Annotated in this window: 14 protein-coding genes and 3 tRNA genes; 11 read left to right on the forward strand and 6 right to left on the reverse strand. The window is 60.1% G+C overall.

The features are described 5' to 3' along the window. Positions 1–52 precede the first annotated feature (52 nt). Entirely contained in the window at positions 53–3,403 is a 3,351-nt protein-coding gene (locus ACYU0X_RS07375) for an efflux RND transporter permease subunit (RefSeq protein ID WP_461902601.1), read from the reverse strand. A gap of 197 nt (positions 3,404–3,600) precedes the next feature. Between ACYU0X_RS07375 and ACYU0X_RS07380 the strand changes: the two genes are divergently transcribed. Together ACYU0X_RS07380 and ACYU0X_RS07385 are read left to right on the forward strand one after the other, a co-directional pair. After that, the gene (locus ACYU0X_RS07380; protein ID WP_461902602.1) at positions 3,601–4,029 is read left to right on the forward strand and encodes a hypothetical protein; all 429 of its coding nucleotides are present in this window, start codon (positions 3,601–3,603) and stop codon (positions 4,027–4,029) included. A 90-nt stretch (positions 4,030–4,119) separates the two neighbouring features. Then, on the forward strand, positions 4,120–4,710 hold the full coding sequence (locus tag ACYU0X_RS07385; protein WP_461902603.1) for a DUF305 domain-containing protein: 591 nt from the start codon (positions 4,120–4,122) through the stop codon (positions 4,708–4,710). An 83-nt stretch (positions 4,711–4,793) separates the two neighbouring features. Here ACYU0X_RS07385 and ACYU0X_RS07390 read toward each other — a convergent pair whose 3' ends face one another. Together ACYU0X_RS07390 and ACYU0X_RS07395 are read right to left on the reverse strand one after the other, a co-directional pair. Further along, positions 4,794–6,287 carry a malate:quinone oxidoreductase gene (locus tag ACYU0X_RS07390; protein WP_461902604.1) on the reverse strand — a complete coding sequence of 498 codons (1,494 nt, stop codon included), beginning with the start codon at positions 6,285–6,287 and terminating at the stop codon, positions 4,794–4,796. A gap of 59 nt (positions 6,288–6,346) precedes the next feature. Then, positions 6,347–8,176 (reverse strand): ABC transporter substrate-binding protein, encoded by a 1,830-nt coding sequence (locus ACYU0X_RS07395; protein ID WP_461902605.1) that lies wholly within the window; start codon positions 8,174–8,176, stop codon positions 6,347–6,349. Between the two features lie 686 nt (positions 8,177–8,862). Between ACYU0X_RS07395 and ACYU0X_RS07400 the strand changes: the two genes are divergently transcribed. Further along, positions 8,863–8,938: transfer RNA gene (locus ACYU0X_RS07400), tRNA-Lys, on the forward strand. A 225-nt stretch (positions 8,939–9,163) separates the two neighbouring features. Here the strand turns inward: ACYU0X_RS07400 and ACYU0X_RS07405 are convergent. Continuing rightward, the gene (locus ACYU0X_RS07405; protein WP_418909064.1) at positions 9,164–9,316 is read right to left on the reverse strand and encodes a hypothetical protein; all 153 of its coding nucleotides are present in this window, start codon (positions 9,314–9,316) and stop codon (positions 9,164–9,166) included. A gap of 106 nt (positions 9,317–9,422) precedes the next feature. After that, on the reverse strand, positions 9,423–10,097 hold the full coding sequence (locus ACYU0X_RS07410) for an NADPH-dependent F420 reductase (protein ID WP_461902606.1): 675 nt from the start codon (positions 10,095–10,097) through the stop codon (positions 9,423–9,425). Positions 10,098–10,445: 348 nt separating this feature from the next. Here ACYU0X_RS07410 and ACYU0X_RS07415 point away from each other — a divergent pair. The 3 genes from ACYU0X_RS07415 to ACYU0X_RS07425 all read left to right on the forward strand — a co-directional run bounded on the left by ACYU0X_RS07415 (position 10,446) and on the right by ACYU0X_RS07425 (position 11,238). After that, positions 10,446–10,521: transfer RNA gene (locus ACYU0X_RS07415), tRNA-Lys, on the forward strand. 61 nt (positions 10,522–10,582) lie between these two features. Further along, complete coding sequence (bcp, locus tag ACYU0X_RS07420; RefSeq protein ID WP_418909066.1) at positions 10,583–11,071, forward strand: thioredoxin-dependent thiol peroxidase; 489 nt, start codon at positions 10,583–10,585, stop codon at positions 11,069–11,071. A gap of 85 nt (positions 11,072–11,156) precedes the next feature. Then, a tRNA-Leu gene (locus tag ACYU0X_RS07425) sits at positions 11,157–11,238 on the forward strand. Positions 11,239–11,307: 69 nt separating this feature from the next. Here the strand turns inward: ACYU0X_RS07425 and ACYU0X_RS07430 are convergent. Further along, complete coding sequence (locus tag ACYU0X_RS07430) at positions 11,308–11,769, reverse strand: hypothetical protein (protein ID WP_309407580.1); 462 nt, start codon at positions 11,767–11,769, stop codon at positions 11,308–11,310. Between the two features lie 117 nt (positions 11,770–11,886). On the opposite strand from ACYU0X_RS07430, the gene ilvD reads away from it, so the two are divergent. The 5 genes from ilvD to ACYU0X_RS07455 all read left to right on the forward strand — a co-directional run bounded on the left by ilvD (position 11,887) and on the right by ACYU0X_RS07455 (position 18,810). Further along, complete coding sequence (ilvD, locus tag ACYU0X_RS07435) at positions 11,887–13,590, forward strand: dihydroxy-acid dehydratase (protein WP_309407579.1); 1,704 nt, start codon at positions 11,887–11,889, stop codon at positions 13,588–13,590. 288 nt (positions 13,591–13,878) lie between these two features. Then, positions 13,879–15,759, forward strand: coding sequence for an acetolactate synthase large subunit (locus ACYU0X_RS07440; protein WP_461902607.1), 1,881 nt, complete (start codon positions 13,879–13,881; stop codon positions 15,757–15,759). Between the two features lie 3 nt (positions 15,760–15,762). Continuing rightward, positions 15,763–16,281: an acetolactate synthase small subunit gene (gene ilvN, locus ACYU0X_RS07445; protein WP_309407575.1), complete on the forward strand. Its 519-nt coding sequence runs from the start codon at positions 15,763–15,765 to the stop codon at positions 16,279–16,281. A 62-nt stretch (positions 16,282–16,343) separates the two neighbouring features. Then, on the forward strand, positions 16,344–17,369 hold the full coding sequence (gene ilvC, locus ACYU0X_RS07450) for a ketol-acid reductoisomerase (RefSeq protein WP_461902608.1): 1,026 nt from the start codon (positions 16,344–16,346) through the stop codon (positions 17,367–17,369). A gap of 175 nt (positions 17,370–17,544) precedes the next feature. Further along, positions 17,545–18,810 (forward strand): hypothetical protein, encoded by a 1,266-nt coding sequence (locus ACYU0X_RS07455; RefSeq protein ID WP_461902609.1) that lies wholly within the window; start codon positions 17,545–17,547, stop codon positions 18,808–18,810. Positions 18,811–18,890: the final 80 nt, after the last annotated feature.

Genomic DNA, 18,890 nt, shown 5'->3' on the forward strand with positions numbered 1-18,890 from the left:
GTGCCCTCACGATTGTTATCGTGAGGGCACTGTTCGTTGAAGGCGCCAGGGACTACAGGTCCTCGTGCTCCGTGTTCAACGACTTTTCAATTTCCTTGCGCTGACGACGGGTCAACGGAATCTGCCCGGTCATCGGGTCCACGATCACCGGATGCCCATCGACCGTATGGGTGCTTGTCGCGGCAGGCGTCGCCTGGGCGGTGGGCGCGGTGGACTCGGTTGCGGGCGTTGCCTTGGTCGCCGGCGTTCCGGCCGAGTCGGTGATCGCCGTCCCGGTCTCTGCCGCGGACTGCGCCGAGGTCGCCGAATGGTGCGCATTTGCCTCGCGTTTGGCTGCCCGCTTGGTAGCGGTGCGTTCCTTACGCCCCTCGATCAACCGATACAGCACGGGAACGAGAATCAACGTCAGCAGGGTCGACGAGAACAGGCCGCCAATCACCACGATGGCCAGCGGCTGCGAAATAAAGCCACTTTGACCGGTGATCCCCAGACCCATGGGAATGAGCGCGAAAATCGTTGCCGCCGCGGTCATGAGAATTGGCCGCAGACGTTGACGGGCGCCATGCATGATGGCGTCATTCAGGCTCAGGGCCGGCCGTTCGGCGGAGGGCAGCCGGTACTGGTTGATCAGGTCAATCAGCACGATCGCGTTGGTGACCACAATGCCCACCAACATCAGCATGCCGATCAGCGAGGGCAAGCCCAGCGGAGTGCCGGTCAATAGCAATAATCCGATGGCGCCGGTGGCGGCGAAGGGGATCGAGACCAGCAGAATCAGCGGCTGGATCAGCGACTTGAAGGTGGCCACCATGATCACATACACGATGGCAATCGCGGCGAGAAGCGCAAGGAACAGCTGACCGAATGACTCGGCCTGTTCGGTGGCCGCCCCGCCGAGTTCGGCGCTGGCACCCTGCGGCAACTCTAGATCGGCCAGACGCTTGGTGACCTCGGTGGACACCGCGCGTAGCTGGTTCTCCGCCGGAGTCAGCGAGACCGTGGCGATGCGTTCACCATTGGAGGTGCTCACCTGTTGCACCGTGGACTCGCGCTTGATTTCGGCGAGCTCCTTGAGCTTGACCACGCCGGTCGCGGTGGGGATGGACAGTTCGCGCAGGTCCTTCTCGTTGCGCAGCTCCTCGCCTTCGCCTATCTTGACCTGCAAGTCGGTGAAGCCGACCCGCAGCGAACCGGCCGGGATGGGGGAGACCTGCGCGGCGATGATCCCGGAAAGCTGAGATTCGGTCAGCCCGGCCTCGGCGGCCTTCTGCGCATCAATGTCGATGGTGACCTGTTCGCGCTTCGCGCTGAGATTATCCTCCACCTCGGTGACCTGCGGGACGTCACGGAGCTGCTCCCGCACACGCTTTGTGGCATCTGCCAAAACATCCTCGTCCGGGGCGCTGACCTCCACGGTCACGTCATCACCCACCATGGAGTTCGAGGCGCCGACGGTTACCTGCTGATCGGAGGGCAGGCCGAGATCATCGATCGCGGTACGGACGCGGTTTTGCAAGACCACCTGATCCGCCTCCGGATCGGTGATCACGGTGAAGCTGGCCTGATCCGCGCCCGAGGCAAACCTCGAGGATAGCGAGCCGCCGGGTTGACCGACGGTGAGCTGCACATCCTGAACGCCCTCGGTGTCCATGAGCGCTTTTTCAACCTTCTCGGCCTGTTCGACCGTGGTGTTCAGCGAGGTGCCCGAGGGCATGCTCTGTGTGACCCTCATGGAATTCTCGCCGCTATTGCCCAAAAGGTTGGCGTCAAGCAGCGGAGTCATGGCCACGGTCCCGCCTAGGATCAGAACCGAGGCGATTAGCGTGATCACCGGGTGCCGCTGAGTGGAGCGCAATACGGGGGTGTATCCGCGCTGCAGCAAACCGCGTTCCTCGGCGATATGCGCGGTGTGGGTCGTGGCCGATTGTGGGCGGTGCGGGAGGAACCAGTACGCCAGAACCGGCACGATGGACAGCGACACCACCAGTGAGGCCAGCAACGCAATGGTCATGGTCAGCGCGAACGGGCGGAAGAGTTCCCCGGCCAGACCGGAAACCAGAGCCACCGGAAGGAAGACCGCCACGGTGGTCAACGTGGCCGCGGTAATGGCACCGGCAACCTCGCGCACGGCCAGCAAAATGGCCTGCTTCTTGGACTCTCCATAGGACAGGTGACGCTTGATATTTTCAATGACCACAATCGAGTCATCGACCACGCGGCCGATCGAAATGGTCAGCGCCCCCAAGGTGAGCATGTTCAGCGTGTACCCGGAAACGTTCATGCCGATGAAGGTCACCAGCAAGGACAGCGGGATGGAAATGGCGGTGACCAGGGTGGAGCGCAGCGAGAACAAGAAGATCAGGATGACCACGATGGCAAAGCCCAGACCGAGCATGCCTTCCACGGTCAACTGCTCGATGGACTGCTCGATGAAGGGCGCCTGATCGAAAACCGTGGTGATCTTCGCGTTGGAACCGAGCTCCTGCTGCCATTGCCCGATCTGCTCGGCAACCGCGTGCGAGATGCCCACGGTATCGCCATCGGGGGTTTTGGTAACCGACAGCGCCAACGTTTCCACCCCATTGGTTCGGGTGATGCTGGTGGCGGTATCGGCCTTGATGTCGACCTTGGCTAGATCCTTGAGTAACTTCGGGGCCTTGCCCTCGATGGTGACCGGGATCTGCCGGATCTTCTCCAACGAGTCGGGGGCCGAACCGGAGATGACTGGCAGGGAGAGTTTGTCGGCCTCGACGGTGCCCACCGGCAATTGGGCACCGGAGTTTTCGATGGCATCTTTCAGGTCGGCCGCGGTGAGCTGTGCGGCGGCGAGCTTCTGTTGGTCGGGAAGCACGGAGATGAACTGGCTGGTGCCACCGGAGACGTCGGCCTCGCGAACCCCATCGATCTTGTTCAGCTTCGGTACGACGATGCGTTCGACATCGTCGCGCAGCTCCTCCAATTTCTTATCGGAAGACACGGCAAGATACACGATGGGAATATCGGCCACCGAACCGGTGAATGAACTGGGCTCCACGTCCTCGGGCAGTGCGTTCTTGGCATTGGACAGTGCCTTGTCCACCTGGGAGCGTGCCCGGTCCATGTCGGTGCCATAAGCCAAGGTGAGCGAGATCGAGGTGAACCCGGTGCTCGATACCGCGTTGGACGATTCCAACCCCTCCACGGCCTGCAAGGCGCTTTCGAGCGGCTGGGCGACCTGTTGGTCAATCACCTCGGGGCTTGCCCCGGGCTGCGAGGCGACCACGGCGATTTGCGGAAACTCGAGGCTGGGAATGAGTTCCTGTTTGAGTGAACCCATGGATATCACGCCGAAGATTCCGACGAAAACGGTGACTAGGGCGATCAACGCCCTGTTTTTCAGGGACAATACAGCCAAACGTTGCATGTGCAAGAACGTCCTAGATCTCAGGGAAAATAACACAGCTCGTTACCATGCTAGATGTATCTGTCGATGGATATTGCATCGTAAGGATGATCTCAGGAGCATTTGTGGCCACCCGAGCGGGCGTATAAGGATCTCGGCGGCACACGCCGGTCGAGAAACTAAGGATTTTCACAAAGACCGTCGATAACGTAGCTGCGATGAAAAGCACAGCCAGCAACCAGCGCACGGGGAACCCCGCGGCCTCATGGCGCCGCGCCCTGGCACTGTGTTTGCTGAGCCTGTCAGTCATTCTTGGCCTGATGTCCATGCACAGTTTCGCCTCGGCCGAGCCGTTCGGAGAGTCTGCGGCGGCCCACATCAGCCAGCACGAGCAGGGCGCGCATGGAGCGCACGCCTCAGCTCCCGCGCCGGACGCCCCGGCTCCGCAAGCTCCAGAACATTGTTGGGCACAGATCGCCGGCTGTGTACTGCTGCTTGTGGTGGCACTGGTGTTGCTCCGTGGCCCCACGCTGCTCGTGAGGCTACGCCGTCGACTCGTGGCCACGCGGCTACACCGGTTATTGCATACGGCTCGTTTGGCGCTCGAGCCACCCGACCTGAACCGCTTGTGCATTAGCCGAACGTAAACCCCCATCCATTCACCGAAGCTCACGATCTAAGAACACTTATGTCGGCTCCGTGCCGTCGGTGCGGAGCCCGAACGAATGGATGCACAGTTGAAGAACCACAAATTTACCTACCCTGTTCTCGTAGCCGTTGCGGCATTGGCCCTCGCCGGATGCAGCACCGCCGGACCGGGCGGCGCAGAGTCGAACCCTCCCACCGCCTCGGCGAGCACCTCGGCTACGCAGGCTAATGCCGCAGATGCGATGTTTGCCGCTGGGATGGCCGAACACCACCAGCAGGCGCTGGACATGTCGCAGATCGTGTTGCAGGCCGATGGAACCGACGAAAGGGTGCGTGCGCTGGCGGAAAAGATTGCCGCGGCGCAGGGCCCGGAGATCGCTCAGATGAAGCAGTGGATGCAGGACTGGGATCAGGCCATGGAATCCATGGATCATTCGGAGATGGGTCACTCCGGGATGATTCCCGAGCAAGAGATCCAGCGCCTCGCCAAGGCGCAGGGCGATGAGCTCAATAGGCTCTTCCTCGAACAAATGATCCGCCACCATGAAGGGGCGGTGAAGATGGCCCAGAAGGAGCTCGACGAGGGGCAACATGCCGATGCTTTGGCCTTGGCGCAGAAGATCATCGACAGCCAGCAGGGCGAAATCGATGAGATGAAGCAGTTGCTCGAGAGTCTCTAAACAGCCCGCGAGCATAGAGCAAGGCCCCAGGCCAGCTACCCGCTGTGCGGATAGCTGGCCTGGGGCCTTGCTTCTGCCGGGACCTAGCCCAGCTTGAGGCTCTTATTAGTGGCCGCGGTGACCTCGGCCAACAAGGCAGCGTTCTCGTTGAGCTTCACGCCGTAGGACGGGATGATTTCCTTCAGCTTGGCCTCCCAGCCGCCGAACTGCTTGGGGAAGCAACGCGAAAGCAAACCGATCATGATCGGGGTTGCGGTCGACGCGCCGGGGGAGGCACCGAGCAGACCGGAGATGGTGCCATCCGAGGAGGTGATGACCTCCGTACCGAACTGCAGCACGCCGCCCTTTTTCTTGTCCTTCTTGATGACCTGAACGCGCTGGCCCGCGGTGATCAGTTCCCACTTCGAGCCATCGGCGAGCGGGTAGTACTCGGTCAAGGCCTCATCCTTCTTGGCCCGCGACTTGAGCACTTCCTTGATCAGGTAGGTGGTCAGCGACATGTTGTCCTTAGCCACTGCCAGCATCGGGATGATGTTGTGTGGGCGCAGGGACAGCGGCAGATCCAGCTGTCCGGTGGACTTCAGGAAGTTCATCGAGAAGCCGGCGTATGGGCCGAAGAGCAGCGAACGCTTGCCGTCCACAAAACGGGTGTCCAGGTGCGGTACCGACATCGGTGGGGCACCGACCGAGGCCTGACCATAGACCTTGGCGTGGTGCTGGGCGTTGACGCTTTCGTCGGTGCAACGCAAGAACTGGCCGGAGACGGGGAAGCCGCCGAAGCCCTTGATTTCGTCGATGCCGGACTGCTGCAGCAGGGGCAGGGCGCCGCCGCCGGCGCCGACGAAGACAAACTTCGCCTTGATGGTGCGCTTGGCCTTGGTGGCGTTATCGCGCACGGTGACCAGCCAGCCCGCACCTTCGCGCTTGAGTCCCACGACCTTGTGACCGAAGTTCACCGAGGCGCCCTTGGCGGCCAACGAAGCGGTCAGATCCTTGGTCAACCGACCGAAATCGACGTCGGTACCCGAGACCACACGGGAAGCGGCGACCTTCTGCGACTCGTCGCGGCCGGCAGCAACCAGCGGGGTCCACTCGTTGATGGTGGCCAGATCCTCTGTGATCTCCAGTTCCTGGAACAGGGCGTTGGGCTTCAACGCCTCGTAACGGGTCTTGAGGTACTTCGAGTGGTCCTCGCCGATCACGAAGGACATGTGGGGCAGGGAGTGAATGAACGTCTCCGGGGCCCCGGCGCGCTTGTTCTCTACGGCCCAGGAGAAGAACTGGCGGGAGATCTGGTACTGCTCGTTAATGCCCACGGCCTTGGCGGGATCGACGCTTCCGTCGGCCTTGGCCGGGGTGTAGTTCAATTCGCACAGCGCCGAGTGACCGGTGCCCGCGTTATTCCACGGGGAGGAGGACTCCTCGCCGGCCGATCCAAGGTTCTCAAAGAGACCAATGGACCAGCTTGGTTCCAGCTCATTAATGAGGGTGCCCAAGGTGGCACTCATGATGCCGGCACCAATGAGGACTACGTCAAGGGATTCGGTTGACGTTTCAGAAGGCACGAGGAACTCCATCGACAGTGATACTTTGCTCTAACTCAGGGTATCCCCACTACGTGAGAGGGTGAAAATCGTCAACCATTACTTGGTGCCGCCACCTGCACCTGCGTATCAACGAACACTTCGTTCAACACGGGGGAGGACGGGTAGTAGCTCACCGATGGGTTGAAGGCCAAGGCAGAGATGGGGTAGACCAGCGGAATCAGCGGTAGGTCTTGGTTCAGCGTGTTGACGATCTGCTGGTACGCAGTGGTGCGTTCTTCGCCCTGTGGTAGCGATCGAGCGAGCAGAATCTGCGCGTCTAGCAGTGCGGAGGTGTAACCGAACTCATACTTTTTCTGCGCCAGAATGCTCGAGATGAAATCATCCGGGGAGCGATAGCCGCCGGAGAAGCCCAGCAGGTGCAGGCCGGTGAATTTCTCCGAGCGCACGGTGCCCAGGTAGTCATCGGACCACGCGATGGGGCGCGGTTTAATGACGATGCCGACCTTGGCCAGGTCTTCGGCGATGTAGGCAAAGGTGCGTTCGGGCAGCGGCAGCGAGGTGCGGGCCACGCGTAGCGGGTAGGCGAATTCGATGGGCTCGCCATCGTATTTCAGCTCGCTAAGCAGTTCTTTGGCCTTTGCCTCGTCATGGCCGAGTACTTCATCCGGGTCGGGAATGGAGAGCGTGGGCGGCAGGATCGTGTGGGCCTGCTTGGTGCCGCTGATGAACAGCTTCTCGGCGAGTTGTCCCTTGTTCAATGCATGCGCGATGGCGTGGCGGAAGGCTGGTTTACCTAGCCACTTGTGCTTGTGATTCATCCCCAGATAGAGCACCGAGAACGGGTCGCGTTGCACCACGACCTTGGCCTGGCGCACCAGGGTGCGCAAAACATCGACGGAGACCATATCGAAGCCGTCAACTTCTTCGGCCAGTAGCGCGTTAAGTCGATTATGCGGCGAGGGGATGGAAACCACTTCGACGCGTTCGGGATGCTGGGGATTGGCGCCGACGCGTGCGGTATTCCAATAGTCCTTGTTGAGCTCAAGGCTCACCACTCCCTCGGAGAAGGAGCTCAAGCGGTAGGGGCCGGTACCTACCGGTACGGCCGACAGTGTCTTGGTGCCGGTACTCTTCAGGGCTTTGGGCGAGGCGATGGCCATGCCCGGCAGGGTGAGGGCCTCAATCAGGCTCGGCAGTCGCCGACGCAGCGTGAGGGTGACTTCGCGATCGCCGGTGGCATTGACCGACTCAAAATAGCTGGCGGATTTCTTGTCGCCCGAGCCGGTAAACAAATTGTGCTTAAAGGCGGACTCGATGCTTTTGAGCTGGTCGAGCCGCTGCTGCAGCTGGGCCTTCTCGGCTTCAGTGAGGTCTTCGGATTTGCCGAAGTCTGCCTCGATGTCCTTGGCCGAGGGCAGCGACGGTAGCTTGGCCGAGACGTGGAAGACGTCATCGAAGCCCTGTACGGACCCGGCACGCTGCTCGGCATTCATCTTTTGCCAGCGCTCGAAGTTCGCGACCACCGCCTTCGCGGTCAGTGGTTCACCGTCATGAAACTGCACTCCTTCGCGCAGGGTGAAGGTGTAACGGAGCCCGTCTTCGCTCTCGGTCCAGCTTTCGGCCAGCCCGGCCACGGGGCCACCGGTGCTCGTGTCGATGGAGATTAGTGTCTCGTAGACCTGCCGAGTAATGCGGAAGGAATCGGTGTCGCCAACCAGGGCCGGGTCGAAGCCGAGCGGGTCGGCCGCCGATGCGAGGCGCAGCACCCGGGGAGGGGTGGCGCTCGGGGAAGTGCTTGGCGTGGGGCTCGGGCCGACGGGCTGCTTAGCGGTGCAACCGGTCGCGGTCAGGGCCAGCGCGGAGAGAGTTCCGGTGATCAGCGCGCGACGCGAGACATGGGGCCAGGGTTGGTGCTGCACCGTAGTGTTCTTCTCCTTGGATGCGGGCTGCGTAAGCAGGCGTCAACGGGTGACCGCCTGTGCCGCCGCCTCTGGGCCTGCATGAGCCAATGGCTCACACGCGGTCAAGATGTCAAGGATACCAACGCCCTTAGCCGCTTGCGGGTTCCAACGCCGGGTAAGTGGCGCAATTACCGGCCTGTCAGTGGGGTTGTCTCACAATACTCTTCCCGATGTGTCCGATCGATCATTCCGGTAGTTACCTTGTGCGCAGGCCTACCCGGCGAGGCAGGAAAGCCTCGCTGTTGCCACCGCTGTGCGGGGAGGGGCAGTGCCTGGCGTTGTTGCCAGCTCGCTGCACACCATCGAGCTCTGCTGGATTGGCCCAGTACGAGAACGCGCAAATCTCGTCATCCTCCAGCGAGGCGTCGATCGGTTCGCGCTGCGGTTCTAGGCAGCCCCGGTGAGGAGATTGGGTAGTGGGCCTATCGCCTCGAGAACTATTGATTGAGGCGGAAATCGTGGTCACGACGCGCCTAGCTGCACCATACGTCCATCGAGTGATCGGTCAAGAGAAGTCACTAGTCACACACTGTAATGCAGTTCACCAGAAAAACCTTGCGGTCGAATTTGCATCGCCGAAAATTGCTGGTAGAGTTTTATCTCGTTGCGAAAGCGCGAAGGAAACTTCTAGAACATCGCAGCGGGCGCCTCTAGCTCAATTGGCAGAGCAAATGACTCTTAATCATTAGGTTCCGGGTTCAAGTCCCGGGGGGCGCACCACAAACTAAGGCTCGAGTCATGATTCAACAGTGGATCGGATTCGGGCCTTTCGCATATCCGGCGGCAGGCCCTGCGTCGGAAAGGCCATTCACCCGAAGCTCGCCTATTGCTCAAAGTCCCGACTCCGACGGTGGGGAGGGGATGATCATGCACCGACCAACGAATCGAGCAGTCCTCTTGGTGCGTAAGGCGCCATCTTCGGCGTCCCTCATAAGTCTGCATCGACTACTCAAGATCGGGTTGAGCGAGATCGCCGGCCATATTGACCGTAATGATCCACTGCTTGACGTCGAGCTGTTCGGCAACGACCACATCGAAGTGAGTCGGCAGGCGCGAGCCGTACTGGCGGAATTTGACGGTGCGGAGGTGGCGGTTCACCTGAGCCTCGAGAACGAGAGCCCGTCGCCGCATAACGAGTGGACCGTCGAGGTGTTACTGAATACTCTCCAGGCAAGCGACGACCTACACGAGTAGTGGCGTCAGCCTATTGTTGTCCTAGCGCGCGGATGAGTGCTTCCCGAAGCTGGCTGGCTGTGTACCGCTCGGCAAAAATCTCACTGCCCGGCTCAAAGGCGGCACCGGAAGCCAGCGGGCCGCTGAATACCGGATCGAACCCGATCTGATCAACGAGGAGCATCACTTGCCGCGCTGCGTCCTGATCATCACTGGCCACACCCACTCCGCGACGTCCCGGGTCGCCGGGTGGTAATTGTCGGTTGTCGAGGTCGTACTGGCTCAAGTGATTGAGGCTTTTAACGACGCGGGCTGCAGCAAAGTGCTGTGCGACGATTTCGCTACTACTGATGGTGTGCTCCTCAAGCGAGTGGAGTTGGCCATCGATCGGTGCCCAGTAGTTCATCACGTCAATGAGGATCTTGCCGGCCAGTGGCTCGGGGTCAATACCGCGATGCCGCTGCCACGGAACGGCGAGGAGCACCATCTCAGAGCGCGCGATCCCTGTCGCAGCGCTGGCGGGAACGGCTCCGGATTCAACAACTACTGGGTCGTGAAGAATCACCTCGGCATCTCCCGAGCCGCAGATATAGGTGGTGTAGCCGGCATCGACAGCCGCACCGGCGATCACGGTGCCCACCTGGCCGGCACCCAATATCGTAAGAGTCTCGAGCGCTGTGGGTGTCGTCTTCGCCATGCTGTCCATGAAACCCAGCCTACGCGTGGGCCCTGCTCGGCGTGAGCGGCGGCTCAAGCACTGTATGTGATTACCCCTGGGTGAACGCTGCTAGGTGCACGACCGAGTCCACACGGAATCCTTATCCCGGAACAGCCACGGGGGAGTATGTGACCCAATGCACCCAAGAAATTTTGCACGAGTTCCCGTGGGTGCAGCGTCTCGGACTGGCGGAATATGCTATTTGACTAGGTTGTTTACAGAAAATTTAGCAACACTTGGTCGGGCGTTGCCCGATTTTTGTTTTTCCTCGGTTTCTGTCTATGATTATCTACGTCGCAACGACGAGTTCGAAAAAGGACTAGTCAAGCGGTAAATGCGCCTCTAGCTCAATTGGCAGAGCAAATGACTCTTAATCATTAGGTTCCGGGTTCAAGTCCCGGGGGGCGCACCAAGGGACCGATCTGATTTATCAGGTCGGTTTTTGCGTATCTAGCATCGGGAAAGGTAAGAACATGACTGCAACGACCACCGATCGACTGGCGGCCGGCGATAAGGCCCCAGAGTTCACCCTCAATGACGCCGAGGGTAACGCTGTTTCGCTCAGCGATTACCGGGGGAAGAAGGTCATTGTGTACTTCTACCCGGCAGCTTCCACCCCAGGGTGCACCAAGCAGGCCTGTGATTTCCGCGACTCCATTGAATCCCTGCAGTCCCTGGGCTACCAGGTGCTGGGTATCTCGCCGGACCCGCAGAAGAAACTTGAGAAGTTCACCGCCACCGAGTCGTTGAACTTCCCACTTCTCTCCGATGAAGACCACCGCGTTGCCGAGGCCTACGCCGCCTGGGGCGAAAAGAAGAACTATGGTCGCACCTACGAGGGATTGATCCGCTCCACCATCGTCGTAGATGAAGAGGGGAACGTCGCGCTGGCGCAGTACAACGTGCGCGCCACCGGTCACGTCGCGAAACTGCGTCGTGACCTAGGAATTGACCCGAAGTAACCCGGTGAATGCCGGATTTCGGTAATCACCCATCCTTCCGCTACACTGGTTGAGGTCTTGATCGCTCCCGGTGAGTGGTTGGCAAGCGAGTATGGCGGAATTGGTAGACGCGCTGGATTTAGGTTCCAGTGTCTTCGGACGTGAGAGTTCAAGTCTCTCTACTCGCACCGCAAGATAAAGAAATGAGCCTCATCCTAACTCTGGGATGAGGCTCATTTCTTTATACCGCCCGGCGGTTAGATGAAGTTTTCGGTCCCCTCGACCGTGTTCATGAAGTGATCCATGAAGTCGGCGAAATCCGCGGCGTCATCGGCCTGCTCGATTTCCACTGCGACGACAACTGCGTCATCGAGGTGCAAATCGACGCTCGGGCTTTTGGGAATACTGAATCGGAAGGTGCGGCCCGTAGAGGTGGCGATCTCATAGGCGCCGTCATTCACGATGGCCAGCTGATTAACATTGGTGTTGTTAATGGTGATGGCTGCTTCGGAGGCGCTCAGGTCGGTAGTTTTGACCGGAGCGAGAACCAGTTCCGCAGGCTGTCGACGATAACCGACAACCTTCAGTCCGCCACTTCCGGCAATGCCGATCGCCGCCACGAGATTGTAGCTAGCAAAGTTGGGGATCTGCTGGTCAAAGGCTTCGTGAAGCTTACTCTTCACCAGCGCGGCCTGATTTTGATCTGGGCTAGTGTCCATGAATCCCACTGTACCGGCTGGGGTAGACAAAATGACCAATGGGTTCAACGCGAGAAATATGTCGATGTCGCGTCATGGGTTCAAAGATTGGTCATATTGACTCCTAGAATCGATTTCATGAGTCAGGACAACACCCCAGATATCAAACCACGCTCCCGCGTGGTCACCGACGGGATCCATGCAGCACCTGCTCGCGGCATGTTGCGCGCCGTGGGTATGGGCGATGAGGATTTCGCCAAACCACAGATTGGTATCGCCAGCTCGTGGAATGAAATCACCCCTTGTAACCTTTCGCTGAACCGCCTGGCGCAGGGCGCCAAGGAAGGCGTGCACTCCGGTGGCGGCTTCCCGATGCAGTTCGGCACCATTTCCGTTTCCGACGGTATCTCCATGGGCCATGAAGGCATGCACTTCTCGCTGGTCTCCCGCGAGGTTATCGCCGACTCGGTCGAAACCGTCATGATGGCCGAGCGCCTCGACGGATCGGTCCTGCTGGCCGGCTGTGACAAGTCGCTTCCCGGTATGCTCATGGCAGCAGCGCGACTGAACCTTTCCTCGGTCTTCCTTTACGCCGGATCGATCATGCCCGGCTGGGTCAAGCTCGAAGATGGCACGGAGAAGGACGTCACCCTGATCGACGCCTTCGAGGCTGTCGGCGCTTGCGCCGCGGGCAAGATGAGCGAGAAGGACCTCGACGCCATCGAGCGCGCCATCTGCCCGGGCGAAGGTGCCTGCGGTGGTATGTACACCGCGAACACCATGGCCTCCATCGGTGAAGCGTTGGGCATGAGCCTGCCCGGTTCGGCCGCTCCACCATCGGCCGACCGCCGCCGCGATATGTTCGCACACCGTTCCGGTGAGGCCGTGGTCAACATGCTGCGCAAGGGCATCCGTGCCCGCGACATCATGACCAAGAAGGCCTTCGAGAACGCCATCGCCGTCACCATGGCCTTCGGAGGTTCCACCAACGCCGTGCTGCACCTGCTGGCCATTGCCCGCGAGGCCGAGGTCGATTTGACCCTCGATGACTTCAACCGCATCGGCGATAAGGTTCCGCACCTGGCCGACCTGAAGCCGTTTGGTCGCTACGTGATGAACGATCTGGACCGTATCGGCGGTGTGCCGGTGGTCATGAAGGCGCTGCTCGACGCTGGCCTGCTGCATGGCGACTGCTTGACCGTCACCGGTCAGACCGTGGCCGAGAACTTGGCCGACATTGCTCCGCCGGACCCGGATGGCAAGATCCTGCGCGCGATGGACGACCCGATCCACAAGACCGGTGGTGTGACCATCCTGCATGGTTCGCTGGCTCCGGAGGGCGCGGTCGTGAAGTCCGCCGGCTTCGACGCCGATGTCTTTGAGGGCACCGCTCGCGTCTTCGAACGCGAACAGGGTGCCCTGGACGCACTGGACAACGGTGAGCTGAAGGCCGGCGACGTCGTGGTCATCCGCTACGAAGGCCCCAAGGGTGGTCCGGGTATGCGCGAAATGCTTGCCATCACCGGTGCGATCAAGGGTGCCGGTCTGGGCAAGGATGTCCTGCTACTCACCGACGGTCGCTTCTCCGGCGGAACCACCGGCCTGTGCATTGGCCACGTTGCCCCCGAAGCCGTCGATGGCGGTCCGATCGCCTTCGTCAAGGACGGCGATAAGATCCGCGTGGACATTCAGGCCCGTAGCTTCGATCTGCTCGTGGATCCCGAGGAGCTCGAAGCCCGCAAGGTCGGCTGGGAGCCGTTGCCGGCGAAGTTCACTTCCGGTGTACTTTCGAAGTACGCCAAGCTGGTGAACTCGGCCTCTACCGGCGCATACTGCGGCTAAATGAGCCCGAATCCCAATGGGTGGACGCCGCGCGGCGTCCACCCATTGGACTCGAGTCTCATATAATGAGACAAGGTCCGTGTTGTGTTGATCTTTCAGCCGAGCTGAACAAGACTGGGACTATGCAAACAGTTACGGATGTACTACTAGTTATCGGGCGCGGAGCCTGAGACAGCTGCCTTACGGCAGAACATCGGTAACGCGCCTAGCCCCCTTCCGTCAATGCGTTGACGGCCGTGGGGCGTTTTTTATGCGCATATGAAGAGATACAGAAGGAAAGGGATCCCGATGAGCAACGGAACACCTGCCAGTCCGGCGTCGGTTGCCAAGAACATCAATCGAAGCAAGGGTACTACTGCTGTCTCTTCCGTCGTGGAAGCCTCGAACCCCGTCCAGGGTCCGAATAATATCGTTGCTCCCACCAGGATGACCGGCTCACAAGCCATCGTCCGCTCATTGGAAGAATTGGGCGTCAAGGACGTCTTTGGGTTACCGGGTGGGGCTATCCTTCCCACCTACGACCCACTTATGGATTCCACCAAGCTCAACCACGTCTTGGTGCGCCATGAACAGGGTGCCGGCCACGCCGCACAGGGTTACGCAATGGTTAGTGGGGAAGTAGGCGTCTGCATCGCTACCTCCGGCCCGGGCGCAACGAACCTGGTCACCGCCATTGCCGATGCCCATATGGACTCGGTACCGATGGTGGCCATCACCGGACAGGTCAACAGCGCCTTCATTGGCACTGACGCCTTCCAAGAAGCGGACATCGTGGGCATCACGATGCCGATCACCAAGCACGCTTTCCTGGTCACCAACCCGCAGGACATCCCGCGAGTGTTGGCCAGCGCCTTCTACCTGGCCCAGACCGGTCGTCCCGGTCCGGTCCTGGTGGATATCACCAAGGACGCCCAGGTTTCCGAGATGGAATTCTCCTGGCCGCCCAAGGTGGAACTGCCCGGTTACCGCGTGGTGACCAAGGGCCACAACAAGCAGTTGCGCGAAGCCGCCAAGCTGATCGCCGGCGCAACCCGCCCGGTACTCTACGTGGGCGGCGGCGTCATCAAGGCCGACGCGCATGAGCAGCTCAAGGAATTCGCCGAGTTCATCAACGCACCGGTGGTCACCACGCTGACCGCCCGCGGCGCATTCCCGGACTCGCACCCCCAGCACATGGGCATGCCCGGTATGCACGGTGCCGTTTCGGCGGTGACCGCGCTGCAGCAGGCCGACCTGCTGATCACCCTGGGAGCTCGTTTCGATGACCGAGTCACCGGTGTACTCTCCTCCTTCGCCCCCAACGCGAAGGTGATCCACGCCGATATCGACCCGGCCGAAATCTCCAAGAACCGCACCGCCGATGTGCCGATCGTGGGCTCGCTGGACGAGATCATCCCGCAGCTGCAGGAAGCCTGCGCTTCCCGCTTTGCCGCCGAGGCACCGCAGGACCTGTCCAGCTGGTGGGACTTGCTGAACCGACTGCGCGAAACCTACCCGATCGGCTACACCGAAACCCAAGACGGCCTCTCGGCTCCGCAGAACGTGATTCAGCGGATCGGTGAACTCACCGGCCCCGAGGGCGTTTACGTGGCCGGCGTGGGCCAACACCAGATGTGGGCGGCACAGTTCGTGAAGTACGAACGCCCCCGCTCCTGGCTCAACTCGGCCGGTCTGGGAACCATGGGCTACTCGGTACCCGCCGCCATGGGTGCCAAGGTCGCCCAGCCAGACCGCGTGGTCTGGGCCATTGACGGGGACGGCTGCTTCCAGATGACCAATCAGGAACTGGCCACCTGTGTGATCAACCAGATCCCGATCAAGGTCGCGGTGATCAACAACTCGTCGCTGGGTATGGTGCGCCAGTGGCAGACCCTGTTCTACGACGCACGCTACTCGAACACCGATTTGAACACCGGTCACGGCACCGCCCGGGTTCCGGACTTCGTGAAGCTCGCCGACGCCTACGGCTGTGTGGGCCTGCGTTGCGAACGCGACGAAGATATCGACGCCACCATCCAGAAGGCCCTGGAGATCAACGACCGCCCGGTCGTCATCGACTTCGTGGTCTCCGCGGACTCCATGGTGTGGCCGATGGTTCCGGCCGGCGTCAGCAACGACCAGATTCAGATTGCCCGGGGGATGACCCCGGAATGGGAAGAGGAGGACTAAAACATGGCTAAGCACACCCTTTCCGTGCTGGTGGAAGACGTGCCGGGTGTATTGACCCGCGTGGCCAGTCTGTTCGCCCGCCGTGCCTTCAACATCCATTCCCTAGCCGTGGGACCCACCGAAATCGAGGGCATCTCCCGGATGACCGTCGTGGTCGATGCCGAGGGCGACTCGCTGGAGCAGGTCACCAAGCAGCTGAACAAGCTGATCAACGTCATCAAGATCGTGGAGCTTGCCCCGGAAGCCTCGGTGCAACGCGATCACATCATGATCAAGGTGCGCGCCGATGCAAGCACCCGCTTGCAGGTCACCCAGGCCGCAGAGCTGTTCCGCGCTTCGGTGATCGACGTGTCCCAGGATTCGCTGGTCATCGAGGCCACCGGTAACGCCGGTAAGATCGAGGCACTGCTTGCGGTGCTTGAACCCTTCGGGATACGCGAGATCGTCCAGGCCGGCATGCTGGCCATCGGCCGTGGCTCCAAGTCCATGTCCGACCGGGCCCTGAAAACCATTTCCGCCTGATCTTCAGGCACCATCAACACAAAGACTTCTACACAAGAAGAAACCATTAGAGGAGAAATACAGTGGCTGATCTGTACTACGAAGACGACGCCGACCTTTCGATCATCCAGGGCCGCAAGGTTGCCATCATTGGCTACGGCTCGCAGGGCCACGCCCACGCGCTGAACCTGCGCGATTCCGGCGTCGACGTCACCGTCGGCCTGGCCGAGGGTTCGAAGTCCCGCGCTAAGGCTGAGGCCGAGGGCCTGAAGGTCGCTACCGTCGCCGAGGCCGCCAAGGCCGCCGACGTGATCATGATCCTAACCCCGGATCAGGTTCAGGCTAAGGTCTTCGCAGAGTCGATCGCCGAGAACCTGGAAGAGGGCAACGCCCTGTTCTTCGGCCACGGCTTCAACATCCGCTTCGGCTTCATCCAGCCTCCGGCAAACGTCGACGTTGCCCTCGTGGCACCGAAGGCACCGGGCCACACCGTGCGCCGCGAATTCGAGGCCGGCCGTGGTATTCCGGACTTGATCGCCGTGGAGCAGGACTTCACCGGTGGCGCCAAGGATCTGGCACTGTCCTACGCCAAGGGCATCGGCGGCACCCGTGCCGGCGTTATCGAGACCACCTTCACCGAGGAGACCGAAACCGACCTGTTCGGTGAGCAAGCAGTGCTCTGCGGCGGCGCCTCGCAGCTGATCCAGTACGGTTTCGAAACCCTGACCGAGGCCGGCTACAAGCCAGAGATCGCTTACTTCGAGGTGCTTCACGAGCTGAAGCTCATCGTGGACCTGATGTGGGAAGGCGGCATTGCCAAGCAGCGCTGGAGTGTTTCCGACACCGCAGAGTACGGCGACTACGTCTCCGGCCCGCGCGTGATCACCCCAGAGGTGAAGGAAAACATGAAGAGCGTGCTCGCCGACATCCAGTCCGGTGCCTTCGCCAAGCGCTTCATGGACGACCAGGCCAACGGAGGCAAGGAGTTCCTGGAACTGCGCGCCAAGGGTGAAGCACACCCGATCGAGGAGACCGGCCGCGAACTGCGCAAGCTGTTCAGCTGGGCTGCCAACAGCGATGACTACGTTGAGGGCTCGGTAGCCCGCTAGGGTTAATCTCGTCTCGTAGCATTTTCATAACAAGGAAACCCACTCGGATAAATTCCGGGTGGGTTTCCTTGTATGTTAAGCATGCTGTATTAGTGTTGAACTGCTAACTAAAACGGCGTGTGCAAACGACATTCCTCGGAACGTTTGTTTTTCGCCTATATGACGGAGAATGAGAATGTCCGGAAACGTCGTAGAAATTGTTTGTGACGGTGACGGGTTCGCCGTAATTGGCACTCCAGCTGCTGTCGATGCGGTCATGGAGTCGGCAGGATTGCCAGCGGTCGACCTGAAACTTCCGAACACGGCCCAAACTTTGAATCAGCTTGGAACCGCAGCGAATGTTACCTCTGAGCTCATATCGAATAGCGGGCGATGGGTGAAGCTTACTAAAGAGTCTGCGAAGGCCTTCCACGCCGAGAAGCTGATGACAGGATCGTCTGTAGGTGTTTCGCGGGCAGTCACGATGAAAGATGGAAAGATCTCTGGCATTCTCGAGATCGCTTCGGGGTCAGGTTCGGCGTTGCTTGGGCCAGCTGGTCTGCCCATCATTGCCGGAATCATGGCGCAACAAGCGATGCAGCAGTCCTTCGATGAAATTTTGGACTATCTTGCCGTTATCGACGAGAAGGTCGATGACATCATTAGAGCACAGCACGATGCCGTACTGTCTGAGTTGATTGCCGTCGGTCGCACTATTGAGGAATCGATGCTGATTCGCGAAGAAGTTGGCCGTATGTCTGATATCACCTGGTCGAAGATCCAGGCAAACTCGAAGAGCATCGCAAACACCCAAGATGCAGCGCTAAGGGCATTGAATGCGCTAGCCGACAAGCTCGATCGGAAAGCTAAAGTGTCCGATCTGGCTGATGCAGCGGCTCAAGTGGAAGCCAAAGCTGGGGAATGGCTTCTGGTGCTTGCCCGTACGATCCAGCTAGACGAAGCGATGTCTATTCTTGAGCTTGATAGGGTCCTGGCCAGTGCGCCTGAGGATCTAGACGCTCACCGGCGGGGTCTGCAGGTGGCGCGTACTCGACGTATGGAGATGATTGTAGAGGCAACGGATCATTTGCTTGATCGCGTTCACGGAATCAGCGATCGCGCTAACCAGCATGTGTTGTTACATCCGAAGTTAGCGGCTCAGGTGAACAGATCGGTGAGCCGAATCGTCAATGATCTCAGCGTATTTCGAAGCCGAGTAGGTACAGAGCTGGTAGCACAGCCGCTGGAATCGAAGGCGTGGCGTCAGGCCGTTGGCGAAGTCCGCGACAGAGTGATGGATGTAGGTGTCAGTGGCGTTAGTGCCGTGAAGCAGTTTGGGGAAGGTACTCTAGATCGGGCCTTAGTACGGACCGAATCACTCGCGGAAGGGTTAGCGGAGAATATTCGTTCCCGACGAGAGAACAAGAAAATCGATCGAGACGAACCAGAATCTCAAGATTAGATTTGGATTTGCTCTTAGGCAGAAGCATGCGTGGCTCGGGTCCTAGGCGCAACTACGTTATAGATAACACTTGTCTCCGA

The sequence above is a fragment of the Glutamicibacter sp. X7 genome (genome assembly GCF_054889245.1).

Bases quoted from the DNA above. Each gene is read 5' to 3' on its own strand.
- ACYU0X_RS07375 (WP_461902601.1), bottom strand. From the start codon at position 3,403: ATGCAACGTTTGGCTGTATTGTCCCTGAAAAACAGGGCGTTGATCGCC.
- ACYU0X_RS07380 (WP_461902602.1), top strand. From the start codon at position 3,601: ATGAAAAGCACAGCCAGCAACCAGCGCACGGGGAACCCCGCGGCCTCA.
- ACYU0X_RS07390 (WP_461902604.1), bottom strand. From the start codon at position 6,287: ATGGAGTTCCTCGTGCCTTCTGAAACGTCAACCGAATCCCTTGACGTA.
- ACYU0X_RS07410 (WP_461902606.1), bottom strand. From the start codon at position 10,097: ATGGACAGCATGGCGAAGACGACACCCACAGCGCTCGAGACTCTTACG.
- bcp (WP_418909066.1), top strand. From the start codon at position 10,583: ATGACTGCAACGACCACCGATCGACTGGCGGCCGGCGATAAGGCCCCA.
- ACYU0X_RS07430 (WP_309407580.1), bottom strand. From the start codon at position 11,769: ATGGACACTAGCCCAGATCAAAATCAGGCCGCGCTGGTGAAGAGTAAG.
- ilvD (WP_309407579.1), top strand. From the start codon at position 11,887: ATGAGTCAGGACAACACCCCAGATATCAAACCACGCTCCCGCGTGGTC.
- ACYU0X_RS07440 (WP_461902607.1), top strand. From the start codon at position 13,879: ATGAGCAACGGAACACCTGCCAGTCCGGCGTCGGTTGCCAAGAACATC.
- ilvN (WP_309407575.1), top strand. From the start codon at position 15,763: ATGGCTAAGCACACCCTTTCCGTGCTGGTGGAAGACGTGCCGGGTGTA.
- ACYU0X_RS07455 (WP_461902609.1), top strand. From the start codon at position 17,545: ATGTCCGGAAACGTCGTAGAAATTGTTTGTGACGGTGACGGGTTCGCC.